This is a genomic window from Amycolatopsis sp. NPDC043889, from assembly GCF_056435645.1.
This window is the reverse complement of record NZ_JBWKEC010000005.1, coordinates 245,599-271,455: the sequence shown is the minus strand read 5'-3', so window position 1 is coordinate 271,455 and position 25,857 is coordinate 245,599. Positions and strand designations below refer to the sequence as shown.

The 25,857-nt window shown below is 70.3% G+C and carries 29 protein-coding genes; 16 read left to right on the top strand and 13 right to left on the bottom strand.

The features are described 5' to 3' along the window. Nucleotides 1-48 precede the first annotated feature (48 nt). On the bottom strand, nucleotides 49-654 hold the full coding sequence (gene cofC / locus AC0685_RS13500; RefSeq protein ID WP_478225768.1) for a 2-phospho-L-lactate guanylyltransferase: 606 nt from the start codon (nucleotides 652-654) through the stop codon (nucleotides 49-51). 90 nt (nucleotides 655-744) lie between these two features. Between cofC and AC0685_RS13495 the strand changes: the two genes are divergently transcribed. From AC0685_RS13495 to AC0685_RS13485, 3 genes are all read left to right on the top strand, one after another. Beyond that, entirely contained in the window at nucleotides 745-1,488 is a 744-nt protein-coding gene (locus AC0685_RS13495) for a lysophospholipid acyltransferase family protein (protein WP_340683420.1), read from the top strand. Continuing rightward, complete coding sequence (locus tag AC0685_RS13490) at nucleotides 1,488-2,501, top strand: NAD(P)H-dependent glycerol-3-phosphate dehydrogenase (RefSeq protein ID WP_478225767.1); 1,014 nt, start codon at nucleotides 1,488-1,490, stop codon at nucleotides 2,499-2,501. The genes AC0685_RS13495 and AC0685_RS13490 overlap by 1 nt, the downstream gene beginning before the upstream one ends. A gap of 186 nt (nucleotides 2,502-2,687) precedes the next feature. Beyond that, nucleotides 2,688-3,167: a cysteine dioxygenase gene (locus AC0685_RS13485; RefSeq protein ID WP_478225766.1), complete on the top strand. Its 480-nt coding sequence runs from the start codon at nucleotides 2,688-2,690 to the stop codon at nucleotides 3,165-3,167. A 74-nt stretch (nucleotides 3,168-3,241) separates the two neighbouring features. On the opposite strand, the gene AC0685_RS13480 is transcribed toward AC0685_RS13485, so the two are convergent. The 6 genes from AC0685_RS13480 to AC0685_RS13455 form a co-directional block, all read right to left on the bottom strand. Beyond that, entirely contained in the window at nucleotides 3,242-4,255 is a 1,014-nt protein-coding gene (locus tag AC0685_RS13480) for an asparaginase (protein ID WP_478225765.1), read from the bottom strand. Nucleotides 4,256-4,328: 73 nt separating this feature from the next. After that, nucleotides 4,329-5,156 (bottom strand): class I SAM-dependent methyltransferase, encoded by an 828-nt coding sequence (locus AC0685_RS13475; RefSeq protein WP_478225764.1) that lies wholly within the window; start codon nucleotides 5,154-5,156, stop codon nucleotides 4,329-4,331. Next, nucleotides 5,153-5,533, bottom strand: coding sequence for a VOC family protein (locus AC0685_RS13470; protein ID WP_478225763.1), 381 nt, complete (start codon nucleotides 5,531-5,533; stop codon nucleotides 5,153-5,155). The genes AC0685_RS13475 and AC0685_RS13470 overlap by 4 nt, the downstream gene beginning before the upstream one ends. Nucleotides 5,534-5,603: 70 nt before the next feature. Further along, the gene (locus tag AC0685_RS13465) at nucleotides 5,604-6,341 is read right to left on the bottom strand and encodes an FAD:protein FMN transferase (protein WP_478225762.1); all 738 of its coding nucleotides are present in this window, start codon (nucleotides 6,339-6,341) and stop codon (nucleotides 5,604-5,606) included. Continuing rightward, the gene (locus AC0685_RS13460) at nucleotides 6,338-6,757 is read right to left on the bottom strand and encodes an FMN-binding protein (RefSeq protein ID WP_478225761.1); all 420 of its coding nucleotides are present in this window, start codon (nucleotides 6,755-6,757) and stop codon (nucleotides 6,338-6,340) included. The genes AC0685_RS13465 and AC0685_RS13460 overlap by 4 nt, the downstream gene beginning before the upstream one ends. A gap of 17 nt (nucleotides 6,758-6,774) precedes the next feature. Next, nucleotides 6,775-8,121: a ferredoxin reductase family protein gene (locus tag AC0685_RS13455; RefSeq protein ID WP_478225760.1), complete on the bottom strand. Its 1,347-nt coding sequence runs from the start codon at nucleotides 8,119-8,121 to the stop codon at nucleotides 6,775-6,777. Between the two features lie 136 nt (nucleotides 8,122-8,257). On the opposite strand from AC0685_RS13455, the gene AC0685_RS13450 reads away from it, so the two are divergent. Together AC0685_RS13450 and AC0685_RS13445 are read left to right on the top strand one after the other, a co-directional pair. Next, the gene (locus tag AC0685_RS13450; protein ID WP_478225759.1) at nucleotides 8,258-8,953 is read left to right on the top strand and encodes a response regulator transcription factor; all 696 of its coding nucleotides are present in this window, start codon (nucleotides 8,258-8,260) and stop codon (nucleotides 8,951-8,953) included. Next, nucleotides 8,950-10,392 carry a sensor histidine kinase gene (locus AC0685_RS13445; protein WP_478225758.1) on the top strand — a complete coding sequence of 481 codons (1,443 nt, stop codon included), beginning with the start codon at nucleotides 8,950-8,952 and terminating at the stop codon, nucleotides 10,390-10,392. The genes AC0685_RS13450 and AC0685_RS13445 overlap by 4 nt, the downstream gene beginning before the upstream one ends. An 81-nt stretch (nucleotides 10,393-10,473) precedes the next feature. Here the strand turns inward: AC0685_RS13445 and AC0685_RS13440 are convergent, their stop codons facing one another. Continuing rightward, complete coding sequence (locus tag AC0685_RS13440) at nucleotides 10,474-11,127, bottom strand: pyridoxamine 5'-phosphate oxidase family protein (RefSeq protein ID WP_478225757.1); 654 nt, start codon at nucleotides 11,125-11,127, stop codon at nucleotides 10,474-10,476. A gap of 89 nt (nucleotides 11,128-11,216) precedes the next feature. On the opposite strand from AC0685_RS13440, the gene pdxR reads away from it, so the two are divergent. Next, nucleotides 11,217-12,575, top strand: coding sequence for a MocR-like pyridoxine biosynthesis transcription factor PdxR (pdxR, locus tag AC0685_RS13435; RefSeq protein ID WP_478225756.1), 1,359 nt, complete (start codon nucleotides 11,217-11,219; stop codon nucleotides 12,573-12,575). Nucleotides 12,576-12,608: 33 nt separating this feature from the next. Further along, nucleotides 12,609-13,577: a zinc-binding dehydrogenase gene (locus AC0685_RS13430; RefSeq protein WP_478225755.1), complete on the top strand. Its 969-nt coding sequence runs from the start codon at nucleotides 12,609-12,611 to the stop codon at nucleotides 13,575-13,577. A 4-nt stretch (nucleotides 13,578-13,581) separates the two neighbouring features. Here AC0685_RS13430 and AC0685_RS13425 read toward each other — a convergent pair whose 3' ends face one another. Further along, nucleotides 13,582-14,124 (bottom strand): DUF3515 domain-containing protein, encoded by a 543-nt coding sequence (locus AC0685_RS13425; protein WP_478225754.1) that lies wholly within the window; start codon nucleotides 14,122-14,124, stop codon nucleotides 13,582-13,584. A 194-nt stretch (nucleotides 14,125-14,318) separates the two neighbouring features. Next, nucleotides 14,319-14,552 (bottom strand): Lrp/AsnC family transcriptional regulator, encoded by a 234-nt coding sequence (locus tag AC0685_RS13420; RefSeq protein ID WP_007031456.1) that lies wholly within the window; start codon nucleotides 14,550-14,552, stop codon nucleotides 14,319-14,321. Between the two features lie 133 nt (nucleotides 14,553-14,685). On the opposite strand from AC0685_RS13420, the gene AC0685_RS13415 reads away from it, so the two are divergent. Beyond that, nucleotides 14,686-15,642, top strand: coding sequence for a thiamine-phosphate kinase (locus AC0685_RS13415; protein WP_478225753.1), 957 nt, complete (start codon nucleotides 14,686-14,688; stop codon nucleotides 15,640-15,642). Here AC0685_RS13415 and AC0685_RS13410 read toward each other — a convergent pair. Further along, the gene (locus AC0685_RS13410; protein WP_478225752.1) at nucleotides 15,639-16,385 is read right to left on the bottom strand and encodes a GNAT family N-acetyltransferase; all 747 of its coding nucleotides are present in this window, start codon (nucleotides 16,383-16,385) and stop codon (nucleotides 15,639-15,641) included. The two genes, AC0685_RS13415 and AC0685_RS13410, sit on opposite strands and share 4 nt — an antisense overlap. A gap of 51 nt (nucleotides 16,386-16,436) precedes the next feature. Between AC0685_RS13410 and AC0685_RS13405 the strand changes: the two genes are divergently transcribed. The 3 genes from AC0685_RS13405 to AC0685_RS13395 are packed head-to-tail and all read left to right on the top strand — an operon-like array spanning nucleotide 16,437 to nucleotide 18,150. Continuing rightward, a complete protein-coding gene (locus tag AC0685_RS13405) occupies nucleotides 16,437-16,907 on the top strand; it encodes a GNAT family N-acetyltransferase (protein WP_478225751.1) in 471 nt (156 codons plus the stop codon). A gap of 8 nt (nucleotides 16,908-16,915) precedes the next feature. Next, a complete protein-coding gene (locus tag AC0685_RS13400; RefSeq protein WP_478225750.1) occupies nucleotides 16,916-17,461 on the top strand; it encodes a gamma carbonic anhydrase family protein in 546 nt (181 codons plus the stop codon). An 11-nt stretch (nucleotides 17,462-17,472) separates the two neighbouring features. Continuing rightward, nucleotides 17,473-18,150 (top strand): uracil-DNA glycosylase, encoded by a 678-nt coding sequence (locus AC0685_RS13395; protein ID WP_034320386.1) that lies wholly within the window; start codon nucleotides 17,473-17,475, stop codon nucleotides 18,148-18,150. 238 nt (nucleotides 18,151-18,388) lie between these two features. Here the strand turns inward: AC0685_RS13395 and rpmB are convergent, their stop codons facing one another. Continuing rightward, nucleotides 18,389-18,580 (bottom strand): 50S ribosomal protein L28, encoded by a 192-nt coding sequence (rpmB, locus tag AC0685_RS13390; protein ID WP_007031450.1) that lies wholly within the window; start codon nucleotides 18,578-18,580, stop codon nucleotides 18,389-18,391. A gap of 133 nt (nucleotides 18,581-18,713) precedes the next feature. Here rpmB and AC0685_RS13385 point away from each other — a divergent pair, with 133 nt between their 5' ends. The 3 genes from AC0685_RS13385 (at nucleotide 18,714) to AC0685_RS13375 (ending at nucleotide 22,919) form a co-directional block, all read left to right on the top strand. Continuing rightward, nucleotides 18,714-20,297 carry a DAK2 domain-containing protein gene (locus tag AC0685_RS13385; RefSeq protein WP_478225749.1) on the top strand — a complete coding sequence of 528 codons (1,584 nt, stop codon included), beginning with the start codon at nucleotides 18,714-18,716 and terminating at the stop codon, nucleotides 20,295-20,297. Between the two features lie 4 nt (nucleotides 20,298-20,301). After that, entirely contained in the window at nucleotides 20,302-22,455 is a 2,154-nt protein-coding gene (gene recG / locus AC0685_RS13380) for an ATP-dependent DNA helicase RecG (RefSeq protein ID WP_478225748.1), read from the top strand. An 83-nt stretch (nucleotides 22,456-22,538) separates the two neighbouring features. After that, on the top strand, nucleotides 22,539-22,919 hold the full coding sequence (locus AC0685_RS13375; protein WP_478225747.1) for a hypothetical protein: 381 nt from the start codon (nucleotides 22,539-22,541) through the stop codon (nucleotides 22,917-22,919). Between the two features lie 123 nt (nucleotides 22,920-23,042). On the opposite strand, the gene AC0685_RS13370 is transcribed toward AC0685_RS13375, so the two are convergent. Beyond that, nucleotides 23,043-23,660 (bottom strand): TetR/AcrR family transcriptional regulator, encoded by a 618-nt coding sequence (locus tag AC0685_RS13370; protein WP_478225746.1) that lies wholly within the window; start codon nucleotides 23,658-23,660, stop codon nucleotides 23,043-23,045. Between the two features lie 31 nt (nucleotides 23,661-23,691). Here AC0685_RS13370 and AC0685_RS13365 point away from each other — a divergent pair, with 31 nt between their 5' ends. Together AC0685_RS13365 and AC0685_RS13360 are read left to right on the top strand one after the other, a co-directional pair. Beyond that, the gene (locus AC0685_RS13365) at nucleotides 23,692-24,852 is read left to right on the top strand and encodes an erythromycin esterase family protein (protein ID WP_478225745.1); all 1,161 of its coding nucleotides are present in this window, start codon (nucleotides 23,692-23,694) and stop codon (nucleotides 24,850-24,852) included. 69 nt (nucleotides 24,853-24,921) lie between these two features. Further along, nucleotides 24,922-25,821: a S8 family peptidase gene (locus AC0685_RS13360; RefSeq protein WP_478225859.1), complete on the top strand. Its 900-nt coding sequence runs from the start codon at nucleotides 24,922-24,924 to the stop codon at nucleotides 25,819-25,821. Nucleotides 25,822-25,857 lie beyond the last annotated feature (36 nt).

The following is a 25,857-nucleotide window of genomic DNA, read 5'->3' as shown; positions in this document are numbered from 1 at the left end:
TCGGGGCGATTATGTGCGCCGCGCGCGGGTCGCCAGGGTGAACTCTCGTCACATCACCACGCAGGGTATTCCCAACAGCGTTGAAGTGCGCTTTCCGACACCCAGGGTGCGAACGTGAGCGAGATCATCCGCGGTGTCCACGTCCGCCCTGAGCGATTCCGCGGCGATCGTGAGCGGGGTCGCACCGGACGCGGTGTGCGCCCGCGCGGAACCCGCGCCGAACCGGGGTGCCAGCGCGCGGCCCGCCCCCGCGAGCAACAGGGTCGTACCCGTTCCCTGCCGGTCCGCGACGAACGCTCGTTGCCCGGCGGCTTCGGCGAGGGCGGCGGTGAGGTCTTCGGTCCGCAGCGCGGGCAGGTCGGCCTGCAGCGCGCCGACGAGACCGGACGGCGAGTCCCGGCGGAGCAGCTCTTCGCCGTGGCGCAGGGCCGCGTTCAATCCGCCGCGCGACGGTTCGGTGACGATCTCGACGCCCAGCTCGGTGAGATCCGCCACCGACGCCGGGTCGGCGGCGACCACCAGCACCCGCCGGACCCCGTCCGCCGAGGTCGCCGCGGACAGCGTGTCGTAGGCCAGCGCCAGCACCAGTTCGGGGTGCCACTCGGGCACGACCGCGCCGCGAAGCCGGGACTTGCCCTCGGCGGGGCGTTTCATCGGCACTATCAGGTCAAAGCCCACACAGTCCACATCTCACTTCTTACCCGACCCTCCCTGGACCGCGCTCGGATGCGCGCGGCAGGATCAGTGGCCTGGGACGACACGTGTGACTTCGAGGAGGACGAATTGGCCCGGCGTGAGAAGGGCGGCATCTGGGTGGGCATCGCCGCCGCACTGTTCTACCCGGCGACGGCCATCGGCAAGCGGGTCTACCGCAACGCCGAGCGGATCCCCCGCGAAGGCGGCGCGCTGCTCCTGCTCAACCACGTGTCCCACATGGACCCGGCGGTGGACGCGGTGTTCGTGCACCGCCAGAAGCGGGTGCCGCGGTTCCTCGGCAAGGAGAGCCTGACCAGGGCGCCGGTCTTCGGCAAGATCTTCGTCGGCGCCGGGCAGATCCCGGTCTCCCGCGGTTCGGCCGCCGCCGGCGACAGCCTCAAGGCCGCCCACCAGGCGTTGCGTGACGGCAAGGTCGTCGTGATCTACCCGGAGGGGACGATCACCAAGGATCCGGACGGCTGGCCGAAGAAGCCGTTCACCGGGGCCGCGCGGCTCGCGCTGGAGACCGACGTGCCGGTGATCCCGATCGCCCGCTGGGGCACGAACCACATCTTCAACGGCTACACGAAGAAGTTCACGCCTTTCCCGCGCAAGAAGATCACGCACCTGGTCGGCGAGCCGATGGATCTTTCCGCCTACAAGAACGGTTCGACCCGCAGCGCGTCCAAGCTGCGCGAGGTCACCGAGCTGATGATGACCGAGATCACCGCGCTGCTCGCGGAGATCCGCCAGGAGGAACCGCCCGCGAAGAAGCCGGAGGACGACGCCTGATGGCCGAGGTCCAGCGGGTGACCGTGCTCGGCGCCGGATCGTGGGGGACGGCGTTCGCGAAGGTGCTCGGCGACGCCGGACGGGACGTGACCATCTGGGCCCGTCGGCCCGAGGTCGCGACCGACATCCGGGAACGGCACCGCAATTCGTCCTATTTACCCGATATCGAACTGCCGGAGCGGATCACCGCGACGGCGGATCCGGTCGAGGCCCTCGCCGGGGCGCAGGCCGTGGTGCTCGCGGTGCCGAGCCAGACGTTGCGGACCAATCTGTCGGAGTGGTCCGGTCTGCTGCCGTCCGACGCGATCCTGGTGAGCCTCGCGAAGGGCGTCGAACTGGGCACGCTCAAGCGGATGAGCGAGGTCATCGCCGAGATCGCCCGCGTCGACGCCGGGCAGATCGTGGTCGTGTCCGGGCCGAACCTGGCGAAGGAGATCGCGCTGGGGCAGCCGGCGGCGGCGGTGCTGGCCTGCACCGACCACGACAACGCCAAGGCGATCCAGCGGGCGAGCTTCAACCAGTACTTCCGTCCGTACACCAACACCGACGTCGTCGGCTGCGAGCTGGGCGGGGCGTGCAAGAACGTCATCGCGCTCAGTTGCGGGATGGCGGCCGGGCTCGGGCTCGGCGCGAACACCGTGGCCACCCTGATCACCCGCGGGCTGGCCGAGATGGCCCGGCTCGGCGCGAAACTGGGTGCCGACCCGCTGACCTTCGCCGGGCTCGCCGGCGTCGGCGACCTGGTGGCGACCTGCTCGTCGCCGTTGTCGCGCAACCGGACCTTCGGCGAGCGGCTCGGCCGGGGCGAGACGCTGGAGCAGGCGCTCGCGGCCACCGGCGGTCAGGTCGCCGAGGGCGTCAAATCGTGCACGTCGATCCGGGAACTCGCGATGGGGCTCGGTGTCGACATGCCGATCACCGACGCGATGCACCGCGTGTGCCATGAAGGGGTCGACCCGCGGCGCGCGGGAGCCGAGCTGCTCGGACGGTCGCAGAAGCACGAGTGGTCCTGAGGCGCGGTCCACGGAGTGGGATCGGTTGACCGGCGGGCTCCGCGCTGGTTCGCTGAGCGCATGTTCGCACGTGGGATGACTGTGTCGCGGGACCGCTCGGGTCTTGGCGTGGTCGCGTGTCGCTGTTGTCGGTGAACCCCGCCCCGGCCCAGCTCGACTCCTTCTTCCTTCTGCGAGGACCTCTCCATGTTCGCCGTCCCGGACAACACGCTCGTCGTTCCCGAAAACCCCGCCCTGCGCCACCCGGTGCGCGTCGCGCTCGAATTCGCCGCGGACCGTGACCGCTGGCGGCACCTGCTGCGTTACGACCCCGAGGAGCGTTTTTCCGCGCTCGTCGACGCGGACGAACTGCAGGAGATCTGGCTGATGAGCTGGCTGCCCGGCCAGCGCACCGACCTGCACGACCACGAATTCGCCGCGGGCGCGTTCACCGTGGTCAGCGGCAAGCTGAGCGAGACCGTCGCCCGGCGCGCCGTCGACGGGCGGGCCGTCACCGAGCTGCACTCGCTGTCGGAAGGCCAGTCTCGCGTCTTCGGTCCCGGCTACGTCCACGAAGTGCGCAACGACGGCCCGGATCCCGCCGTCAGCGTGCACGTCTACCGGCACCGGCCCCGCGCCATGCGGCCGTACCACCTGGACCCCGTCTCCGGCCCGGTCCGGGACTGACACCTCCCGCATTTAGTCCTCTGAATGCGTTCCTTGCGCGTGCAACTACCGCATTCAGAGGACGAAATGCCGGGTCAGGCGAGGTCGCCCCGGAGCCGGAATTCGGCCTCGACGCGGTCTCGTGAAGCGCCGGTGGCGAGCAGGGTGTGCAGCAGGAGCCGGGATTTGCGCGGGTCCAGCCAGCCGGCCATGGTCACGCCCATCGCGATCAGATCCGATTCGGAACCGCGGAAGCCGTAGGTGCCGCGGAACGTCGGCCCGGCGCCGGTGCGGCCGGCGACCACGATCGGCACCTCGGGCAGGACCCGCTCGATCACGTCGGCGGACCCCGCCGAAACGTGCCCGGCGCCGTTCGCGGCGAGCACCACGCCCTTCACTCCGGCCTTGACCAGCGTTTCCAGGAGTTCGCCGGTGTCCTCGACACCGCTCTCGACGATCGGCACCAGCCCGGAGAAGTCCGCGTTCTCCAGCGGCAACGCCGCCGGGCGGGCGGCGACCGGATGGAAGTAGTGCACCAAGCCCTCGCTGAGCAGCGCGAGCGGCCCGGCGGGATTCGAGGAGAACGCCTCGACATGGCTCGAATGCGCCTTGCGCACCCAGCGCGCGGCGTGGACGTCGTCGTTGAACGCGACCAGCGAGCCGCGGCCCCGGCTGCGGGGATCGGCGGCGACGGTCAACGCGGCAAGCAGGTTCCCCGCGCCGTCGGCGCTGGGCAGGCTGGGGTTGCGCATCGCGCCGGTGATCACGATCGGCGCCTCGGAAGCCCATGTCAGTTCGAAGAAGTACGCGGTCTCTTCGAGCGTGTCCGTGCCCTGAACCACGACGACACCTTCGGCGCCCTCGTCGACGGCCTTGGCCGCCCAGTCCCTTGTCCTGAGCAGGGTCGCGAAATCCATCGACGCGCTGGAAATCCCCGCGAGCGTCTCCGCGCGGACGTCTATCTCGAGGTTCTCGCCCAGGTCGCCGAGCAGGTCGGCGGCGGTGAGCCGGGGGACGGCGTGGTCCTCGCCGTCGCCGGGGACCATCGAGATGGTGCCGCCCAGGGCGGCGACGGCGACCAGGGGCCGTTTCTCAGGGGAGACGCTCATGAGGACATTCTTCCAAAGTCTCGTGAGTGGTAAGGACGGTTCTAACCGTCCTTACCACTCACGACCCCAATGCTCACCGCCGCCCCTTCACTGCTTCGATCGTGAAACTGGCCGCCAGCCGCCGCGGATCCTCGGTCAGCCGCCATTCCTCGGTCGCCTCGTTCAGGGTCATGAACCCGGGCAGCGCGTTCCACGGCACGCTGTCGTGTTCCACCAGCCGCGTCAGGGTCAGCCCCGCGTCGAGCAGCGAAGTGACGATCTCGCCGAGCCCGTGGTTCCATTCGTGCGTCCGGTTGTGCTGGAACGAGACGTCGGTGTCCACATAGGTCCCCGGTTCGTCGAACACCAGCGGTTCGGCCTGCTCGAAGTACGGGTAGCGCGGCGTGATGAGCGGTTGTGTCTCGTCGAGGGTGCCCAGCATCGGGTGCATGTCGCGGATGAACAGCCGCCCGCCCGGCCGCAGCAACGCGCCGACGACCTGTCCCCAGCGGGCGATGTCCGGCAGCCAGCAGAGCGCGCCGATCCCCGTGTAGACGAGGTCGAACTCCCCGGCGCCCAGCACATCGGCGGCACTGTACACATCGGATTCGTGGTAGTCGATCCCGGCGCCGGTCTCGGCGGCAAGGCGTCGCGCGATCTCCAGCGCGGGCGCGGAAAAGTCGAGGCCGGTCATCCGTGCGCCGAGGCGGGAAAGGGAAAGCGTGTCCGTGCCGATATGGCACTGCAGGTGCACTCCCCGGGCGCCGGAGACGTCGCCGAGCAGCGGCCGGTCGAAGGTGACCACGCCGCTGAGATGCGTGGGGTCCGCGACGAACTTCTCGTAGCCGTAGTCCGCCGAAGCGGCGTGCGCCGGAGCGCGTTCGTCCCAGTTCGCCCGGTTGACGGTCAGATAGTCCGTCACGAGGTGGCGGCCTTTTCGGCGGCGCTGCGCAGGACGCAGAATTCGTTGCCCTCGGGGTCGGCGAGGACGGCCCAGCCCGTGCCGTCCGGGTTGCGGCGGTCGTGGAGGAGGGTCGCGCCGAGTTTCAGCAGGCGCTCCACCTCCTCGTCGCGCGGGATGTCCGGCTGGAGGCAGAGGTGGATCCGGTTCTTCACCGTCTTCGGCTCCGGGACCTGCCCGAAGAACAGGGTGACACCGTTGTCCATCTCGATGATCGCTTCGGGATCGCCCGGCACGTCGTCGTCGGCCATCGGTTTGCCGACGACGCCGCTCCAGAAGCGGCCCAGTTCGTAGGCGTCGGCGCAGTCGAAGAAGAAGTTCTGTACGACAGAGGTCATGACGCCGCAGTCTGCCTGAGCCCCCGAAGCCCGGCCAACGGTTTAAACCGGCGGTGAGCCGACACGCCGTTCAAGCGAGCCGAAGCCCCGGCGACCGGTGCACCTGCCGCTCCGCGTCTATGACCAGCACCTGGCACCCCGGTTGCGAGGCGACCCAGGCGATCCCCTCGGTCCCCATCGCGAAAGCGGCCGTGGCGAGGGAATCCGCGGTGACGAGGTCGTCGGCCGCGACCGTGACGCTCAGCAGGCCGACGGGCGGGCGCCCGGTCCTGCCGTCCAGGATGTGCGCGCCGCGTTCGTATTCCGCCGAGGTCGCGACCGCGCCACCGGACGATTCGACCACGGCACAGACCGCGCCGGGCCGTTCGGGATGCCGGATGCCGACCCGCCAGGCGCGGCCGGGTTCCGGTTCGCCGGCGGTGACCACGTCCCCGCCCGCGTTGATACAGAACACGTGCAGGCCCTCGGCCAGTAACAGGGACGCCGCCCGCTGCACCGCCCAGCCCTTCACCACCGCGTTCGGATCGAGCCGCCGCCCGGGGAGCCGGGCGGTGAACGCCCCGCCGGACAACCGTTCGTAGTGATCGCACAGCGACAGGACTTCCAGGAAGTCGTCGCTCAGTTCCGAAGGCGCGAGTTCGCCGCGGTCGTAGCGGCAGACCTCGCTGTCGGCTTTGAACGGACTGAACCGGGCGTCGACCTCCCGCAGCCAGCCGAAAACTCCGTCGATCGCGTGGTCGACGAGGTCACCGCCCGCCCGGACGTCGACCGAGACCGGCAGCCCCATCACCTGTTCGACGTGGTTCATCTGGCGTCCAGCGCCGCCTGCAGCGATTTGACGTACGACTCGCTCGTCGACGTGGCCCCGGAGACGGTGTCGATGTCGGCGCTCTGCGCGGTCAGCGTCTCCTCCTGCAGGATCGGGATCGCGGCGACCCCGCGGCCGCTGGTCGGCCGTTGCAGCAGGCGGACTTCGGAGATCCTGTCCTCGGCCGAGATCACCAGCCGCACCTGGACGGTGCCGTACCGGTTGCTCTCCACCGAACCGTCGACGGTGCGCTCGGCACCTTCGGACGCCCCACCGTCCGAAGTAGACATAGCGGACGGCACGGGCGCGGCGACGGCCACGGTCTCCGAGCCGAGCGGACCGGGTTCGTACAGCCAGACACCGAGGAAGCCGGCGGCCGAAAGGGCGACCGTGGCGGCGACGATGGTCTTCTTCATGATCGGGACTCCCTGACTCAGGCGGCGAGGCTGAAGCGTTCGGCGTGGACCTGCTGGGACGGCACCCGCAGCTGCCGCAGGCTGCGCAGCGTCGCCGAGGTCATTCCGGGCGGGCCACAGACGAAGACGTCCCGGTCGGTGATGTCCGGGACCATCCGCCGCAGGTTGGGTGCACCGAGGACCGGACCGGCCTGATCGGACGGTCCACTGAGGACCCGGACGACCGCGCCGCGCGCCCGCGCCAGCCCGATCAGCTCGGGCAGGAGGACGGCGTCGCGTTCGTCGCGGACGCGGTAGAGCACCACGACGTGTCCGGAGATCTCCTCCAGCAGCGCGCGGATCGGGGTGATCCCGACGCCGCCCGCGACGAGCAACGCGTCCGGTTTCTGTTGGTGCATCGTGGTGAACGCGCCGTACGGCCCTTCGGCGAACACCCGGGTGCCGACCTTCAGCGACCGCAGGGACGCGCTGCCGTCACCGGCGGCTTTCGCGGTCAGCCGCAGGGTACGGCCGTCCGGCGCGGCCGAGAGCGAGAACGGATTCGCCTGCCACCAGCGATCCCGGGTCATGAAGCGCCACAGGAAGAACTGGCCCGCCCGCGCGGGCATCTTGTCGAGGTGCTTGCCGGAGATGTACACCGAGACGACGTCGCGCGATTCGGGGACGACGGCGACGACCTTCAACCGGTGACGCAGGTTACGCGCCAGCGGCAGCACCACCCGGCCGGCGACGACGGAACCGAGCGCGACGCCCCACACCGCCCACCAGTAGGCCTGAGCCCCCGGCGACGACGCGAACGATCCGCCCAGCGCGATCTGATGGCTGAACGCCAGCACGACCGCGGCGTAGGTGTAGAGGTGAAGGAAATGCCAGGTCTCGTACGCCAGACGGCGGCGGGCGAACCGGGCGGAAATGGCGCCGACGAGGAGGATCAGCGCGAACGCGACGACCGCGCGCAGAATCCCCTCCAGTTTGGTCACCATCGTGACGAACTCGTCGGCCACGCCGTTGTCCTCCACCTGCGCGTAGCCGAAGACGATGAAGACGAAGTGGGCGAGCAGCGTCCACAACAGGCTGAACCCGGTCCAGCGGTGCCAGCCGGTGAGCCGGTCCATGCCGAGACGGCGGTCGAGCCACGGCAGCCGGGCGACCAGCAGCAGCTGGAACGCCATCGCCAGCGCCCCGTACAGCCCGGCGAGCCTGCCGATGCTGATCAGCACGTTGTCCGACGGCCCGGCGGCGAAGAAGAGCATGGTCACGGTGGCCACGTTGGCCCCGAGGAAGAGGAAGAGCCCGGCGCGTGCGGCGATCCTGGGACGGATCGCCGGGCGCGGTCTCACGGCGGTCTGCGTCATGATGGTCACACGTGGTTCCTTCCGGTCCGGTTCAAGTGCAGAGCCTGCTGTGCCAACCTGTGACCTTTCTTGGCGGAACCTGTCGGCTTCCTGTCGTGTGCGCTCCCGCCTCGCCCTCGCGCGCGCGTTCACGGAGGATGGCCTTGTGAACACCGAGAACCCCGTCCGCCTGCTGGTGGTGGACGACGAGCCGCATATCGCCGACCTGGTGGCCACCGTCGCCCGCTACGAGGGCTGGCAGGCCGTCACCGCCGGATCGGGGGAGGCCGCGCTCGAGCGTGCCGCCGAATTCGGGCCCGACATCGTCGTACTCGACCTGATGCTGCCCGGGATCGACGGGTTCACCGTGCTGGACAAGCTCCGCGAGTCCGGGACGGCGGTGCCCGTGGTCTTCCTCACCGCGAAGGACGCGACCGCGGACCGGGTCGCCGGGCTCACCCGCGGCGGCGACGACTACCTCGTGAAGCCGTTCTCCGTCGAGGAACTGATGGCACGGCTGCGCGCCGTTCTGCGGCGGAGCACCAACCAGGCCAAGGCCGCGATGCTGCGGGTCGGTGACCTGACCCTGAACGAGGACACCCGCGAGGTCGCCCGCGGCGGCAAACCCGCCGAGCTGACCCCGACCGAGTACGAACTGCTGCGCTACCTCATGCGGCGTTCGCCTTCGGTGCTGACCAAGGCGCAGATCCTCGACCACGTCTGGGAATACGATTTCGGCGGCCGGTCCAATGTGGTCGAACTCGTCATCTCGCATCTGCGCCGCAAACTCGACGCGGGGAACGAGCCGTTGATCCACACCGTGCGCGGTGTCGGCTACGTCGTCCGGCAGGCGGCGAGATGAAAATACTGCGCCGGTGGTTCGACGCCTGGCGCCGGTCGAGGCTCGGCACGCGGCTGGCGCTCGGGCTCGGCGCGCTGGCGCTGGTCGTGTTCGCCGTCGTCGGGACCGTGATGGTCGGCATCATGAAGGGCTACCTGAACGACCGGCTCGACGAACAGCTCGCCAAGACCCAGATCAGCCAGGTGCCGTCGCTGCGCACCACGCACGGCGGGAAACCGCAGCAGACCTACGGCTGGTTCTCCGCTGTTTTCGCCGTGCGGGACGGTGACGCGCTGCCGCAGGCGGGCGGCTCCCTGCCGCCGGACACGAAGGCGCTCGAAAAGGTCGCCGAGGACGCGACGCGGACCGAGGTCCTGCGCACCGTCTACATCGAGGACAAGGGCACCTACCGCGTCCGGGCCTGCCCGATCGAACCGGCGCAGAACATCGTGCTGGTCAGCGCCGCGCCGCAGGCCGATCTGGACCGGACGGTCAGCCAGCTGATCATGGTCGAGGTCGTCGCGTTCCTGCTGGCGCTGGCGGTGCTGGTGATCGCGGGACGGCTGGTGCTGCGGCGGGGGCTGCGGCCGCTGAGCGACATGGCCGGGACCGCGCACGACATCGCTTCGCACGACCTCACCACGAACGCCGATCTCCCGGTGCGCGCGCAGGCGAGCGGCGGCGGTGCCGAGGTCGAGGAACTGCGGACGGCGTTCAACGTGATGCTGGCGCACCTCGATTCCTCACTGGTAGCGCGCCGGGAGGCGAACGAGCGGCTCCGGCGGTTCATCGCCGACGCCTCCCACGAACTGCGCACGCCGCTGACGTCGATCCGGGGCTACGCCGAGCTTTTCCGCTACGCCGCGGCGAACGAACCCGCCGAACGCGACGCACACCTGTCGAAGATCCGGGAGGAGACGCAGCGGATGAGCGTGCTCGTCGACGACCTTCTGCTCCTCGCGCGCCTCGACGCGCCGGAGACGGAGGCGCCGCTGCGGCTGGTCGACGTCGACGTCGCCGAGCTGATCACCGACGCGGGGGAGGCCTTCGCCGCCGGCCGCCCGGAACATCCGCTGAGCGTGGGTGCGCTCCCGGAAGGTGTTGTCCTGCAAGCGGATCCGGTGCGGCTACGGCAGGTGCTGGACAATCTGCTCGCCAACGCCGCGGTGCACACGCCGCCAGGGACGCCGGTGACGCTGTCGGCTTCGGCTTCGGCTTCGGACTCGGAGGTCGTCCTGCGGGTGAGCGACGCCGGGCCCGGGATCCCGCCGGAGGCGCGGGAGCGGATCTTCGACCGGTTCTACCGGGTCGACACCGCCCGCACGCGCGGCAACGGCGGGACCGGGCTCGGGCTTTCGGTGGTGCTGTCGCTGGTTTCGGCGCACGGCGGGACGATCGAGGTCGAGAGCGTGCCGGGGGCGACGACGTTCACCGTGCGGCTGCCGCGCCACCGCTCGTGACCCCCTCTCGCGCGTGCAATGAAGGACGCTTTCCTTGCGAAATCTGCCATGAAAGCGTCCTTCATTGCAGGCTGGCGGCGGCTACCCGACCCGCCGCTTCACGTGGTCCGGCACCGTCCAGTCACTGACGAGATCCGCCGACGGCTCCGGTGCCCCGAACACGGTCCGCACCGGCAGTACCCCCGCCCACGAGAGATCGGCCGCGACCTCGTCCTCGGGATCGTCGGGCCCCTCGCCGCGCATCTTCACCGAAGCCTCGGTGAGGTCCAGCTCCAGCACCGAAACGGACGCGAACTCCTTCGCGTTGATGTCCCTCGCGTGCTCCCACGAACCGGGCGCGAGGTGGTCGGTCAGCACGTGGAGGCCGTGCATCTTGCGTTCGCGATCGGTCACCGCGGCCGCCTTGCCCAGGATGACCGCGCTGCGGTAGTTCATCGAGTGGTTGTTGACCGAGCGCGCGTAGACGATGCCGTCGAGCAGGGTCACCGTGACACACACCTCGACGCCGTCGGAGTCGCGCATGCTCCTCGCGCCGGTCGATCCGTGCAGGTAGAGCGTGTCGCCGTCGCGTCCGTAGCCGGTCGGGATGACCAGCGGGACGCCGTCGCGCACCACGCCGAGGTGGCAGATCAGGGCTTCGTCGAGCACCGAGTACAGCGCCGAGCGGTCGGTGAGGGCGCGGTTCTTCTTGCGGCCGAGGGTGGTCCGGTCGGTAGGTGAGAGCGGGGTGGACATGCGAGTAGTCTCACCCCGAGAGTGGCCTGTAATAATGTCCAATTCTCCTATACTTGTGAAGGCCACTTCGGGAAAGTGTGGAGAACACCATGTCCGACACCGCTCTGCCGGTCAGTCTCGACCGCGATTCGCTCGTCCCGCTCGCGGTCCAGCTGGCCGACGCGTTGCGCGCGGCCGCGGGCGACGGACATCTGCGCGGCGGCGACAGGCTGCCCTCGACCAGGGCGCTCGCGAGCCGTCTCGGCGTCAGCCGCACGGTGACGTCGGCGGCGTACGAACAGCTTCACGCGGAGGGCTGGATCGCCGGCCGCCACGGCTCCGGCACGTACGTCACCACCACACCGCCCGCGGACAGGCCGTCGAAAGGGCCGGCGCCGGGCGCACCGGCCGCGCCCCCGACGCTGGTCGACCTCACCCCGGGCGTCCCCTGGGCCGACGGCATCGAGAAAGCCGCCTGGCGCCGCGCGTGGCGGGCCGCCGCCGACCCCCGCCCGACCTATCGCGAGGACAGGGCAGGTCTGCCCGCGTACCGGGACGCCGTGTCCGAGCATCTGCTGCGGCACCGCGGCCTCGCGGCCGGAACGGTGCTCGCGACCGGTGGGACGACGGCCGCGGTGATCGAACTCGCGGGCGCGGTGCTCTCGCGCGGCGACCGGGTCGCGATCGAGGAGCCGGCTTACCAGCGCGCGGTGCAGGCGTTCCGGCGGGCGGGGATGGCGGTCGTGCCCGTCCCGGTCGACGAGGAGGGGCTGCGCCCGGACGCCGTTCCCGCCGACGTTCGCGCGGTGTACTGCTCGCCCGCGCACCAGTATCCGCTCGGCAGCCGGATGAGCGCGTCCCGCCGCGTCGACCTGGTCGAACTCGCGCGCGACAACGGCATGCTGGTGATCGAGGACGACTACGACGGCGAGCTGCGGTTCGACGTCGCGCCGCTGCCGCTGCTGGCCGCGCTCGCGCCCGACGTCGTCGCGCATCTCGGGACCACGAGCAAGATCCTCACACCGGCGCTGGGCGCGGGCTGGATGGTCGCGCCGTCCCAGGTCGCGGCCGCGGTGCTGGAGTACCGCGAAGCGACCGGGACGCGTCCTTCGCCCGCGGGACAGCGGGTGCTCGCCGAACTGGCGCGGCACGGCGATCTGGGGCGGCATCTGCGGAAGCTCCGGCGGGAGCTGTCGGAGCGCCGGTCCCTGGTTTCGGCCGCGCTGACGTCGGCGGGGATCCCGGTGCTCGGCGACGACGCGGGCGCGCATCTGGTCGTCCCGTGCGGATCGGCGGCCGACGAGGCGGCGCGGATGGCGGCGGCGGAACGCGCCGGGATCCGGCTCGACGGGCTGGCCCGGCATTTCGCCGGGACGCCGACGGTGTTCGGGAATCTCATCGGCTACGCGGGCTGCTCGCGCGAGGCGCTGCGATCCGCGCTCAAACCGCTGATCCCCGTCCTCGCTTGACCTCCAGCGAACTGGAGGTCATAGCTTGCGATCATGCGTGAGATCAGAGTGTCCCGGTTCGGCGATCCCGGAGTCCTGGAGCAGGTCGAAGTGCCGACCCCCGAACCGGCGGAGGGTGAGCTTCGCGTCGCGGTGACGGCGGCAGGCGTCGGCTGGCTCGACGCCCTCATCCGGCGAGGCGACGGTCCCGACGTGTTCGCGGTCGAGCCGCCGTACGTGCCGGGCGGGTCGGTGGCGGGCACCGTCGACGCGGTGGGAGCCGGAGTCGACGAAACCTGGCTGGGAAAGCAGGTCCTCACCCACGCGCCCGGCGGGTACGGCGGGGGATACGCGGACACGGTCGTCGCGCTGCCGGACGACACGTTCCCGATTCCGGACGGGCTGGATCCCCGGCACGCGGTGGCCCTGTTCGACGACGGCAGTACCGCACTGGCGTTGCTGGAGAAGACCCCGGTCACCGCCGGGGAGCGGATCCTGGTGGCGCCCGGCGTCGGCGGGCTCGGCAGCGTGCTGGTGCAGCTCGCCCGCGCGACGGGCGCGACCGTCTTCGCGGCGGTCCGCGGCGACGAAAAGGCGGCGATCGCGCGGAAACTGGGGGCCGAGCCGGTCGACTACTCGGTGGCGGACTGGACGGAAGAGGTCCTCGCCCTCACCGGCGGCCACCGTCTGGACGTGGTCTTCGACGGCGTCGGCGGCGAACTCGGCGCGGCCTCCCTGGCGTTGCTGAGGAACGGCGGCCGCTTCTCCGGCTACGGCATGTCCAGTGGCGCGGAGACCGTGATCGGCGACGCCGACCGCGCCCGGCTGTCCGTTGTGGACATGTCGCAGCTGGTCGGGTTCTGGCCCGACAACCCGCGCCGGGTCCGGGAAGTGCTGCGGCAGGCGGCCGACGGGAAGCTCACGCCGATCATCGGCCGGACGTACCCGCTGGCGGAGGCGGCCGCCGCGCATTCGGACATCGAAGCGCGGCGGTACACCGGCAAGAGCCTGCTCCTGCCCTGAGCGCTCAGAACCGCAGCGGCACCGCGGGGAGATTGGCGGCGACGACCTCGGAAACGGTCTGGAGCGGCCCGGTCCCCGCGGTGTCCGGCACGGTGAGCGCCGTGTAGACGGGACGATCCACCACGAACCACGTCGCGGTGCCCTCACCCTCGACCTGCAGCCACTGGACGCCGTTGATCGTCCGCAGCTGCGAGGTCCGGGTGAGTTCCGGCGGCTTGCCGAGACCGCACCGCAGGACGACCGGGTCGCCGGTGCCCCAGCCGATCGTCGCCTCGGGGGCGGGATCGGCCGGCTTCCGCCGGACCAGCGTGTTCCCGGACGACGTGAGCTCGTGCGGGAGCGCGCCGATGAGTTTCGCGCATTCGGGTGACCCCGACTGCGGTGCCGGGACCGGGACGAGCGGGAGCGGACCGTCGGCGGCCGGGGCGTCGGATTCCGCGCCGCGGGTCAGCCCGAAGACGGCCACACCCGCGACGAGCAGGATCGCCAGGCAGGCGGCCGCGATCAGCAGGGGTTTCGGCGGTGCGCCGGTGTCCGTGTCAGCCACCGGACAACTACACCACTTCGGAATTCCGGTGGTGAACCCGCGTCCGCGATCGACGTCGGCAGGACGCTGCCCGGTCGTTCACGTCGCCGATGCGGAGACGGCGTCCTGCCACCGCGATAGCGGGGCCTCCGGCCAGGGCGGGTTCACGCGTATGGGCACTTTCGGAGTGCATCCTCGGCTCCGCCGACAGGCACTCAGAGATGCACGACCGGGCAGGTCAGCGTCCGCGTGATGCCCTCCACGTTCTGCACCTTGGCGACCACGAGCTGGCCCAGCTGATCGACGGTGTCGGCCGCGGCCTTGACGATGACGTCGTACGGGCCGGTGACATCCTCCGAACTGGTGACACCGGGGATGGTGGAGATCTCCGCGGCGACCGCGGCCGCTTTGCCGACCTCGGTCTGGATGAGGATGTATGCGTGGACCACGGCGCGCCCCTTCGTAAAAGTCGGCTCAAGGTAGGAACGTTGTAGCAACGTATCGCCAGCCCCGGGAAAAACCTAGGGCTTCCGACTATCGGTGATCGATATTTGTCCGGACAAGGGAAAGTGGAGGTGACGGGTGTCACCGAACGACGGCACGGTCGCCGGGACCGGTGAATTCCGGTTGATCGAGGCGGTGACCGCCGGCCGGAAACAGCCGGAGACGACACTGCTCGGACCGGGGGACGACGCGGCCGTCGTGGCCACCTCGGACGGGCGGACGGTGGCGTCCACCGACGTCCTCGTGCAGGGCGTCCACTTCCGGCTCGACTGGTCTAGCGCCGAGCAGGTGGGGCGCAAGGCGGTCGCGGTGAACCTCACCGACATCGCCGCCATGGGCGCGCGCCCGACGTCCGTCCTCATGGGATTCGCGTGCCCCTCGGACACGCCGACGTCACTCGTCACCGAACTCACCCAGGGCATGTGGCTCGAAGCCGACCGCGCGGGGATCGGGATCGTCGGCGGTGACATGGTGCGCGCCGACCAGATCGTGATCAGTGTCACCGCGCTCGGCGACCTCGGCGGCCGGGAACCCGTGACCCGGTCCGGCGCGCGTCCCGGCGACGTCGTCGCGGTCTGCGGGCGGCTCGGCTGGGCGGCCGCCGGGCTCGCCGTGCTCGGGCGGGGGTTCCGCTCACCGGTCAGCGTGGTCAACGCGCAGCGCTGCCCCGAGCCGGACTACGAGGCGGGGATCCGCGCGGCCGACGGCGGCGCGACGTCGATGATCGACGTGTCCGACGGCCTCCTGTCCGATCTCGGTCACATCGCCGAGGCCTCCGGCGTCGGGATCGACGTCCGGACGGCGGACCTCGACGTGTCGAGCAGGCTGACCGAGGTCGGCACCGCGCTCGGCGCCGACCCGCTGAAATGGGTGCTCACCGGCGGCGAGGACCACGCGTTCGCGGCGACCTTCCCTTCCTTCGCCGAACTGCCGGAAGGCTGGACCGAGATCGGCGTCGTCACCATGCCGGATTCGGGGGTGACGGTGGACGGGAAGCGGTACGGGCACGAGAGCGGCTGGCAGCACTGGCGCTAGGAGCGTGAGGCCCACCAGGTCGACTCCGCGGCGGCGGTGAAGCCGAGCGATTCGTACAGCGGCTTGCCCAGCCGGGACGCGGTGAGGGTGACCGGCAGCCCCGCCAGCGGGGCGAGGGAGCCGAGCATCACGGCTCGTCCCACGCCCCGCGAGCGGAAGGCGTCCGGCGTGCCGACCCAGTAGTGGCTGCCGAATCCGTTGCCGGCGACGGTGACGCACGCCCCGGCGACCTCGCCGTCGAGCCGCGCGATGAACACCTCGACGCCCGGCTGGTCGAGGATGGCCGTGGGGAACATCTCACCCGGCCGGAAGCGCGCGAGTTCGAAGGCTTCGATCACCACGCGTTCGGCCGCCCTCAGGTCCGCGTCCTCGCGTACCCGGACCACCTCCATCGCGGGTTCGGCGACCGGTGCGGGTGGGCGCAGCATGACGGGCATCCGCCAGCTGCGCATATCCCCGAGATGGTTCAGATCGGTGGCGCTGAAGGGATCCTCGGCCTCCACCGGCCCCGTCGCCCGTGCGGCGAGCTCGGTGATTTCCACCAGCTCGCCGTCAATGAGGCCGGGCTCCTGGATCAGGACGCGCAGCCCCGCGCGCTCGTCGCCGTCGACGGCGAGAAAGCCGCGACGGCGGATCACTTCGTGGCCGCGGGACCGGCCGGTCGCGGCCCAGAACGCGGCGGAGTTGCGTGCCTGGCGCAGTGGAGCCTCGGCGAGTCCGGTGATGGACGTCTCGATCGACATGAACGCAATCTACTTTGGGGAATGGCAAGTCTTCTCGCTAATGTCGCGCCCATGGACCTTCGCGTGCTGGCCTACGACCACCCCGACGCGGTGAAGCTGCTGGCCGAAGCGCAGCTCGAGCTGGCCGCCCGGTACGGCAGCGAAGACGAGACACCGATGGACGCGGCGCAGTTCGCCCCGCCGAAAGGGCTGTTCATGGCCGCCTACCTCGACGACGTCCCGGTCGCGTGCGGTGCCTGGCGGGCGCACGACGGGCCGGAACCCTTGCTGCCGGGCGATGCCGAGATCAAGCGCATGTTCGTGATGGCTTCGGCGCGGGGCCGCGGGTTCGCGAGGGCGATCCTCGCCGACCTGGAGCGGACGGCCGCCGAGGCCGGACGGCGGCGCATGGTGCTCGAGACCGGCGACAAGCAGCCGGAGGCCATCGCGCTGTACGAGTCGGCCGGTTACCGGGAGATACCGGGTTTCGGGTACTACAAGGACGAGCCGGAAAGCATCTGCTACGGCAAGCCGCTGGGCTAGGAGAACGCATGCCGATCTACGCACTGGGCGGCCTCGAACCCTCGATCCACCCGGACGCCTACGTCCACCCCGACGCGACGGTGATCGGCGACGTCCGGATCGCGGCGTTCGCGTCGGTGTGGCCGCAGACCGTGCTGCGCGGCGACCACGGATACATCGAGATCGGCGAGCGGTCCAACGTCCAGGACGGCTGCGTGCTGCACTGCACTCGCAAGGAGCCGACGATCATCGGTAAGTCCTCCGCCGTCGGGCATTCGGTGCACATCGAGGGCGCGCGGATCGGCGAGGGCTGCCTGATCGCGTCGGGATCGGTGGTGCTGAACGGAACCGTCGTCGAGGACGGCGGGATGGTCGGCGCCGGCGCGGTTCTCTCTTATGGGTCCTATGTGGACAGTGGGCACATCGCGCTCGGCGTCCCGGCGAAGACGCGGCCGAACACTTCGTTCGGGCCGGACAAGATCAAGCTCGTCGTCGACGGTTATGTCGAGCGTGCGGCCCTTTTTCGTAGAGAACTCCGTCGGGTCGAACTCCGGCGGCTCGACGGACGTGAGTAAGCTCGCACGCCGTGACCGCACGACCGCTGCAGGACATCGTCGAAGCAGGCTGGGCGCAGGCCCTCGAACCGGTGGCGCCGCAGGTCGCCGCGATGGGGGAATTCCTCCGCGCGGAGATCGCCGCGGGCCGGACCTATCTCCCGGCGGGTGAACACGTGCTGCGGGCGTTCCAGCAGCCGTTCCACGACGTGCGGGTGCTGATCGTCGGCCAGGACCCGTACCCGACGCCCGGGCACGCCGTCGGGCTGAGCTTTTCGGTGGCGCCGGACGTCCGGCCGATCCCGAAGAGCCTGATCAACATCTACAAGGAGTACTGCGAGGACCTCGGGCACCCGTTGCCGTCGAACGGCGACCTGACGCCGTGGGCAGACCAGGGTGTCCTGCTGCTCAACAGGTCGCTGACGGTGCAGCCCGGGAAGTCGAACTCGCACCAGGGCAAGGGCTGGGAAGCCGTCACCGAGCAGGCCATCAAGGCCCTCGCCGCCCGGGACGAGCCGATGGTGGCGATCCTGTGGGGCCGCAACGCGCGGAACCTGAAGCCGATGCTGGGGAAGGTGCCGTGCATCGAGTCGGCGCACCCGAGCCCGCTTTCGGCGCACGCCGGTTTCTTCGGCTCGCGACCCTTCAGCCGGGCGAACCAGCTGCTGGAGCAGCAGGGCGCCGGTCCCGTGGACTGGAAGCTCCCCTGACTCTCTTGTGGCAGCGGTGACCGATGTGACTCCTGAGGTGAAGCCGCCGTCCGTGAAGGCCTCCTTCACTACCTTCAGGGTAGGGAAGGAGGCCTTCACGACATCTTGGCTCGGCAAGGCGGCCTTTCGCGGAAGGCGGCCCCACTGGCCGGCCCGGCCCCGGTCCCGCGAAGAACCCACCCCACACAAAAAATGGCGGGTGCTCCGAAGAGCACCCGCCATTCCCCAAAAAACCGGCTCAGCCGCGAACGACCTTGCCCGCCTTGATGCACGAGGTGCAGGCGTTCAGGCGCTTGCGCTGGGACAGACCGATCTTGGCGTGAACGGTCTGGATGTTCGGGTTCCACCGGCGGTTGGTACGCCGGTGGGAGTGCGAGACCGACTTGCCAAAGCCCGGTCCCTTGCCACAGACGTCGCACACGGCAGCCACGTCGAACTCCTCTGGATCTGGGACAAAGAATGATGCGCCCAGCATGCTGGGCAACTCGACCATAGTAACCAGTGGCTCAGAGCCCTCCGGCACCGGGTCGATACCCTCGCTGGAACAGCTAGGAGGTTACGCGGTGCGGGTGCTGGACGTGGCGGCGGTGTCGGCTTGGTCGGCGGCCTGTGTGCACAGCTTGGCGGTGCTCCGGCCGGCGATCGACGGCATCAACGTCTACCCGGTCGCCGACTCCGACACCGGCTCCAACCTGCTGTTCACCATGACCGCGGCCCGTGACGCGCTGGCCGAGGCCGAGCCCGCGACGGCCGCCGAGGCGCTGTCGGTGTTCGCCAAGGGCGCGGTCGCGGCGGCCAAGGGCAACTCGGGCGTGATCATGTCGCAGGTCGTGCGCGGGATCGCCGAGTCGGCGGCCGTGAGGGAACTCGACGGGCCGGGGCTCGCGGAGGCGCTCGGCTGCGCGGACAGGGCCGCCACGGGAGCGGTGAGCCGTCCGGTGGCCGGGACCATCTTGACCGTCCTCCACACTGTCGCCGCCGCCGTCCGTGACGTGACAGGGTCACTCGAAGAGGTGGCCGCCGCGGCGGCGAGCATCGCCGCCGAAGCTCTCGAAGAGACCCCGAAGCAGCTGCCAGTCCTGGCGGTGGCCGGTGTGGTCGACGCGGGCGCCCGCGGCCTCGTCGCGGTCCTCGATGCTCTTTCCGGCGTGATCTCCGGCGGCCTCACCGAGCCGGAGCACCCGCTCGAGGCGCATCACCATCACACGATCGAGGCGCCGACGGCCTGGGAGGTCATGTACCTGCTCGACGGCGTCGACGAAACCAGTCTCCCCGGGCTTCGCAAGACCCTCAGCGGCCTCGGCGACAGCGTCACGGTCGCCGGGGACGGCGCCGGCGCGTATGCCGTCCACGTCCATTGCGCGGACATCGGCGCGGCACTGGAGGCCGGGATCGAGCTCGGCCGCCCCCGCCGGGTCCGGGTCGAGCCGCTGATCACGCCCACCCCGGTCGAGGTCGGCGGCGGGATCGACCGTTCGGTGGTCGCCGTGGTCCACGGTGGGCCGCTGGCCGAACTCCTCCGCGCGGAGGGGGTCGCGGTGCTTTCGGTCCCGCACGGGGTCCAGCCGACGGTCGAGGAGATGCTGGGCCTGATCAACGAGGCCGCCGGGCATCACGTCACCCTCCTTCCCGGCGGTCAGGAGCTGACCGCGGCGGCCGACGCGGCGGCGGGTCACGCGATGGCCGCGGATCGCGACGTCGTCGTCATCCCGTGCGTGTCACCTGTCCAGGTGCTCGCCGCGCTGGCCGTCCACGACCAGGACCGCCGCACCAACGACGATGTGGTCGCGATGGCCGAAGCGGCCGCCGCCACCAGGCGTGGCGAACTGAGGATCGCGCAAGAGGAGTCGCTAACCTGGGTGGGCCGGGCGCAGGCCGGTGACGTCGTCGGTCTCGTCGACGGCGAGGTCGTGCTGATCGAGCCCGCGCCCGCCTCGGAGACGAGCCTGGTCGCGGCGGCGGTCGGCGTGCTGAACCGGATGCTGGCCCTCGGCGGCGAGCTGGTCACCGTGCTGACCGGGCTCGACGCGCCGGTCCGGCTGCCCGGTGAGCTGGCCGATCAGCTGCGCCTGGAGCATCCCGAGGTCGAAGTGACGAGTTACGCGGGCGGCCAAACCGACGCCGTGCTGCTGATGGGGGTGGAGTGACCGCATGACCAACCTGCGCGCGGACCTCAAGCTGGTCGTCGGCGCGGCGACGGCGAAGGCCCTCGCCAAGGGCCTCAAGATCGAGACGGTCAGCGACCTCCTGCGTCACTACCCGCGTCGTTACGCCGAGCGCGGCCAGCTCACCGACATCGCCGGGCTCGAACTCGGCGAGCACGCCACCGTGATGGCGCGCATCGAGCGCGTCAACAAGCGCCGGATGAAGGCGCGCAGCGGCACCCTGCTCGAAATGGTGATCACCGACGGCAAACGCCGCCTGCAGTGCACCTTCTTCAACCAGGCCTGGCGCGAAAAGGAACTCATGCCCGGCAAGAACGGGCTCTTCGCGGGCAAGGTCACCGCCTTCCGCGACGTCCTGCAGCTGGCGAACCCCGAGTACGAGCTGTTCGACGCCGATCGTCAGGCCGAGGCGATGGACGACTTCCTCGCCGAGATCATCCCGGTGTACCCGGCGGCGCAGGGGATCCCGACCTGGGTGATCGCCAAGGCCGTCCGGCAGGTGCTGGACGTGCTGGAGGTCGACGAGGACCCGATGCCGATCGAGCTGCTCGCCCGATACGGCCTGCCCAGCCTGGAGAGCGCGCTGCGCGGTATCCACCGCCCGTCGAGCTGGCAGGTGCTGAACTCCGCGCGTGACCGGCTCAAATGGGACGAAGCCATGGCGGTGCAGCTGATTTTCGCGCAGCGCAGGCATTCCCTGGTCTCGCGGCCCGCGAAGGCCTGCCCGCACAAGGACGACGGCATCCTCGACGCCTTCGACAAACGGCTCCCGTTCGCGCTGACGTCGGGCCAGCAGGAGATCGGCGATGAGATCGCCAGGGATCTGTCCACCGAGCATCCGATGAACCGGTTGCTGCAGGGAGAGGTCGGTTCCGGCAAGACCGTGGTCGCGTTGCGCGCCATGCTGCAGGTCGTCGATTCCGGGCGGCAGGCGGCGATGCTCGCGCCGACGGAGGTCCTCGCCGCTCAGCACGCCCGATCGCTGCGCGAGATGCTCGGCGACCTCGGGCAGGCGGGCGAGCTCGGCGGCGCGGAGAACGCGACGCGCGTGACCCTGCTGACCGGTTCGATGGGCGCCAAGGAACGCAAGAAGGCGTTGCTGGAGACGGTCAGCGGTGAGGCCGGGATCATCGTCGGCACGCACGCGCTCATCCAGGACACGGTGTCGTTCGCGGATCTCGGCCTGGCCGTGGTCGACGAGCAGCACCGCTTCGGGGTGGAGCAGCGAGACGCGCTGCGCTCCCGCGGCTCCGACGAGACCAGCCCGCACGTGCTCGTCATGACCGCGACGCCCATCCCGCGCACGGTCGCGATGACCGTCTACGGCGATCTGGAGATCTCCGCGCTGCGCGAGATGCCGGTCGGCCGGTCGCCGATCAAGACGTCGGTGGTGCCGGTCGCGGAGCGGCCGGCCTGGCTGGACAGGGCGTGGCAGCGGGTCCGCGAGGAATGCGGCAAGGGCCACCAGGCGTACATCGTCTGCCCGCGTATCGGCGACGAACCGGCGTCGGACAAGGGTGACAAGCGGCCCGCGCTGGCGGTCCTCGACGTGGCGCCCGAGCTGGCCGAAGGACCGTTGAAGGGCTTGAAGATCGGGGTCCTGCACGGCCGGATGCCCGCCGACGACAAGGACGCCGTGATGCAGGCGTTCTCCAGGGGTGACCTGGACGTGCTCGTCGCCACCACCGTGATCGAGGTCGGCGTGAACGTGCCGAACGCGACCGCGATGGTGATCATGGACGCCGACCGGTTCGGCATCAGCCAGCTGCACCAGCTGCGCGGCCGGGTCGGCCGGGGCAGTGTGCCGGGGCTTTGCCTGCTGGTCACCGAAACCCTGGACGGGACGACCACCCGCGAGCGGCTGGCCGCCGTCGAGTCCACGACGGACGGTTTCGAACTGTCCAGAATGGACCTGGAACTGCGCCGCGAGGGCGACATCCTCGGTGCCGCGCAGTCGGGGAAGAAGTCGACCCTGAAGCTGCTGTCGCTGCTGCGCGACGAGGACGTCATCGCCGAGGCGAGGGCCCGCGCGTTGGAAATCGTCGAGAAGGATCCGGCCTTGGGTAATTACTTGGGGCTGGCGCATATGATCGCCGACGTCGTCGACGAAGATCGCGTGGAATACCTGGAAAAAAGCTGACGTGAACATCTCTGCCCGATCGGACCTTGCCGCCGGGCGGGCCGCGGGGTTTCCTCGTTCCGTACGGGCGAGGGAGGCCGGGGATGACAGCAGCGGTGCGGGTCCGGTTCGGTGAGGACGGGGCCGACGCGGAACGGGTCGACCAGCTCACCGGGTACCTCCGAAGCGAACTGATCGATCGCGGGGTCGCCGAGGTCAAGGCGCTGCCCGCCGGTCCGGCGCCGCCCGGCTCGCGGGGATTCGACGTCGCGACGGTGGGCGGACTGCTGGTCACGCTGGGACAGTCCGCCGAGGGACTGCGTTCGGTCGTCGCGGCCGTGCGGGAGTGGCTTTCGCGCGGCGGACGGGTGAAGCGCACGGTGCGGCTGGAGATCGACGGCGACGTGCTGGAGCTGTCCGAAGCGACGCTCACCGATCAGGACAAGCTCGTCGATCTCTTCGTGAGCAGGCATTCGTCGTCATGACCGGCGAGCGGCGTGCCTTGATCATCGCCACCGGGGAGTACGACAACCCCGGGCTGAGCGCGCTGCGGTCCCTCCCGCATTCAGAGGACTAAATGCGGTCGTTGGCACCCCGAACTACCGCATTTAGTCCTCTGAATGCGGGAGGGGGACGAAGGCGCCGGACACGGCAGCGGCGGCCACGGCCCGTGCGATGACCCGCGCCTCCGCCACCGTGACGCTTTCCCGCGACAGGAAAAGCCGGTAGAAGATCGGTCCGCACACCGCCCGCACCAGCTCGTCGCCGTCCGTGCCGGAAGGGATCTCGCCCCGCGCGACGGCCCGCTCCGCGATCGGCGCCATGCGCAGGTGCCGGTCGGCGTAGAAGTCGTGCAGTGCCTCGGCCGCTTGCGGCGACTGGAACGCCGCCAGCACCGACGCCGTGGGCAGTTCCTTCAGCGCGGGCTCGGTGAAGTACCGCACGACCTCGGCGGCCACTTCGTACAGATCGTCTTCGAGCGAACCGGTGTCGGGCGCCGTCCAGTCGTCCTCCGCGCCCATCTGCAGCGCGGCGGCGACGAGGCCGTCCGGCGAGGACCATCGCCGGTACACCGTGGTCTTGTGCACCCCGGACCGCTCGGCGACCGCGTCCACGGTCAGTTCGCCGAACCCGCGTTCGGCCAGCAGGTCGAGGGTGGCGTGCAGCACGGCCTGGCGGGTGCGTTCGGTCCGGCCGCCGGGCCGCTGGGTACCGGAGGTTGCCAATTGCTACTCCTGTTGCGTTAGTGTGAGCAGTATGTCAGACCCAGCGAAGATCGCCGAACTCATCGGTGACGCGACGATCGTCGCCATCGGTGAGAACAACCACCACATCCACGAGTTCGGCGACCTGCGCAATCGTTTGCTCCGGCACCTCGTCGAGCAGCACGGTTTCCGGGTCGTGGCCTTCGAATCCGGCTTTGCCGAGGGCAAGCTCGTCGAAGACTGGCTGAACGGCGCCCCGGGCGACGTCGCCGACATCGGCCGCGACGGCTTCACCTTCTCGCTCGGGGAATCGCCTGAGGCCCACGAAATGCTCACGTGGCTCCGCGAACGGGGCGACGTCCGGTACTACGGCCTCGATGTGCCGAGTTCCGCGGGCTCGCCGGTGCCGTCGCTCGACGCGGCCCGCGCCTATCTGTCCACTGTGGATGACGCCGCGACGAGCCTGGTCGACGCGGCGATCGAGGCGACCAAGGGGTACGCGTCGGTCAGCAGCGCGGAGGCGCCCGCCAAGTACGCCGCACTCGACGACGCCGCCAAGGACAAGGCGACCGCGGCGCTCACCCGGCTCAAGACGCACCTGACCTCGTTGCGTCCCGTCTACGGGGACACCGCCGTCGCGGAGCACCACGTCGAAGGCGCACTGCGCGTCGACGCGTACCTCGCCGAGGTCGCCGCGATGATGTCCGGCGACGCGCCCGCCCTGCAGAGCGGTTCGCGCGACGCGTACATGGCGGAGACCGTCCGGTTGATCCGGCGGCTGCACGGCGCCGGCACGAAGATCGTCGTGATGCTCCACAACGGACACCTCCAGCGCGTCCCGTTCTCGCCGTTCCCCGGGCTCACCTCACCTTCGGCGGGCACGCATCTGGCCGCCGAGTTCGGCGACGACTACTTCGCGCTCGGGCTCACCGCCGTCGAGGGCGAGACCACCGGGCTCAAGCCCGATCCGGCCGCGCGGCTCGGTTTCACCGTGTACCGCCAAGAACTGGACGCACCGGCCGAAGGCAGCGTCGAAGCCGAAGGCCCCGGGCTCGTGGACCTCCGCGCACGACGGGGAACCGCGGGACCCCAGAGCATCCGGCACGCGCATCTGTTCAACCCCGTCGACGTCGCCGACGCCTTCGACGCGCTGGTCTGCTTCCCGAAGTCGACGGTCAGCGGCCATATCGGGCAAGACCAGTCGAATGGGTGACACTCCGGGGTTGCCGCCCCCGGTGGACAGGCGTAGAGCCAAGGCATGATCATTCGACTGGTACGGGTCATGGCCGCGCTGGCGCTCCTGGTGCTGGTGGCGCCGCCAGCCTCCGCGACGGAAGTCCAGCAGAACCCGCCGAACTGGGGGCTGGACCGGATCGACCAGCGAACGGGTCTCGACCAGCTCTACCACTACGAGACCGACGCGAAGGACGTCACGGTCTACGTGATCGACAGCGGGGTCGACGCGGCGCATCCGGACTTCGGCGGCCGGGTGAAGCCCGGTAAGGACTTCCTCAACGGCGGCACGGACACCACCGACACCAATGGTCACGGCACGTACCTGGCCGGTGTCGCCGCGTCGAGGACCTTCGGGGTCGCGAAGGGCGCGCAGATCGTCCCGGTCCGGGTGATCGACGCACAGGGCGGCGGCGCGACGGACAAGATCATCGCGGGTATCGACTGGGTGACGCGGAACGCGCAGCAGCCCGCCGTCGCCGTCCTCGGTATCGGCGGCACGGCCAACGACCAGCTCGACGCCGCCGTCCGGGCGCTCGCGGCGGTCGTCCCGGTCGCCCTCCCGGCGGGCGGCGAGGCCACCGACGCGGGCAAGTTCTCCCCCGGACGGGTCACCGAAGCGCTCACCGTCGGCTCGACCGACGCGAGCGACCAGGTCGGGTCGACGTCGAACCACGGCGAGGTCGTCGACCTCTTCGCGCCCGGCGTGGACGTGCCGGGACCCAACGCCGGTGGCAGCGGCGGAAGGGTGCTCAGCGGCACGTCGTCGGCCGCCGCGCACGTCGCCGGGGTGGCCGCACTGTACCGATCGCAGCATCCCGCGGTCTCCGCGCCGGACGTCGTGAAAGCACTGGTGGACCTCGCCGCCGTCGACGTGCTGACCGGCGTCCACGAGGGCACCGCGAACAGGTTGCTGCAGAGTCCCGGAGCGCAACTCAGCCAGGGATGATGTCCATCACCTGGGCAACAACTCCCGCCCTGCGGG

What these genes read in the sequence shown, in the direction of transcription:
- cofC (WP_478225768.1), bottom strand. Translation starts at nt 654, where the DNA reads ATGAAACGCCCCGCCGAGGGCAAGTCCCGGCTTCGCGGCGCGGTCGTG.
- AC0685_RS13490 (WP_478225767.1), top strand. Translation starts at nt 1,488, where the DNA reads ATGGCCGAGGTCCAGCGGGTGACCGTGCTCGGCGCCGGATCGTGGGGG.
- AC0685_RS13485 (WP_478225766.1), top strand. Translation starts at nt 2,688, where the DNA reads ATGTTCGCCGTCCCGGACAACACGCTCGTCGTTCCCGAAAACCCCGCC.
- AC0685_RS13480 (WP_478225765.1), bottom strand. Translation starts at nt 4,255, where the DNA reads ATGAGCGTCTCCCCTGAGAAACGGCCCCTGGTCGCCGTCGCCGCCCTG.
- AC0685_RS13470 (WP_478225763.1), bottom strand. Translation starts at nt 5,533, where the DNA reads ATGACCTCTGTCGTACAGAACTTCTTCTTCGACTGCGCCGACGCCTAC.
- AC0685_RS13465 (WP_478225762.1), bottom strand. Translation starts at nt 6,341, where the DNA reads ATGAACCACGTCGAACAGGTGATGGGGCTGCCGGTCTCGGTCGACGTC.
- AC0685_RS13460 (WP_478225761.1), bottom strand. Translation starts at nt 6,757, where the DNA reads ATGAAGAAGACCATCGTCGCCGCCACGGTCGCCCTTTCGGCCGCCGGC.
- AC0685_RS13445 (WP_478225758.1), top strand. Translation starts at nt 8,950, where the DNA reads ATGAAAATACTGCGCCGGTGGTTCGACGCCTGGCGCCGGTCGAGGCTC.
- AC0685_RS13440 (WP_478225757.1), bottom strand. Translation starts at nt 11,127, where the DNA reads ATGTCCACCCCGCTCTCACCTACCGACCGGACCACCCTCGGCCGCAAG.
- pdxR (WP_478225756.1), top strand. Translation starts at nt 11,217, where the DNA reads ATGTCCGACACCGCTCTGCCGGTCAGTCTCGACCGCGATTCGCTCGTC.
- AC0685_RS13430 (WP_478225755.1), top strand. Translation starts at nt 12,609, where the DNA reads ATGCGTGAGATCAGAGTGTCCCGGTTCGGCGATCCCGGAGTCCTGGAG.
- AC0685_RS13410 (WP_478225752.1), bottom strand. Translation starts at nt 16,385, where the DNA reads ATGTCGATCGAGACGTCCATCACCGGACTCGCCGAGGCTCCACTGCGC.
- AC0685_RS13405 (WP_478225751.1), top strand. Translation starts at nt 16,437, where the DNA reads ATGGACCTTCGCGTGCTGGCCTACGACCACCCCGACGCGGTGAAGCTG.
- AC0685_RS13400 (WP_478225750.1), top strand. Translation starts at nt 16,916, where the DNA reads ATGCCGATCTACGCACTGGGCGGCCTCGAACCCTCGATCCACCCGGAC.
- recG (WP_478225748.1), top strand. Translation starts at nt 20,302, where the DNA reads ATGACCAACCTGCGCGCGGACCTCAAGCTGGTCGTCGGCGCGGCGACG.
- AC0685_RS13375 (WP_478225747.1), top strand. Translation starts at nt 22,539, where the DNA reads ATGACAGCAGCGGTGCGGGTCCGGTTCGGTGAGGACGGGGCCGACGCG.
- AC0685_RS13365 (WP_478225745.1), top strand. Translation starts at nt 23,692, where the DNA reads ATGTCAGACCCAGCGAAGATCGCCGAACTCATCGGTGACGCGACGATC.
- AC0685_RS13360 (WP_478225859.1), top strand. Translation starts at nt 24,922, where the DNA reads ATGGCCGCGCTGGCGCTCCTGGTGCTGGTGGCGCCGCCAGCCTCCGCG.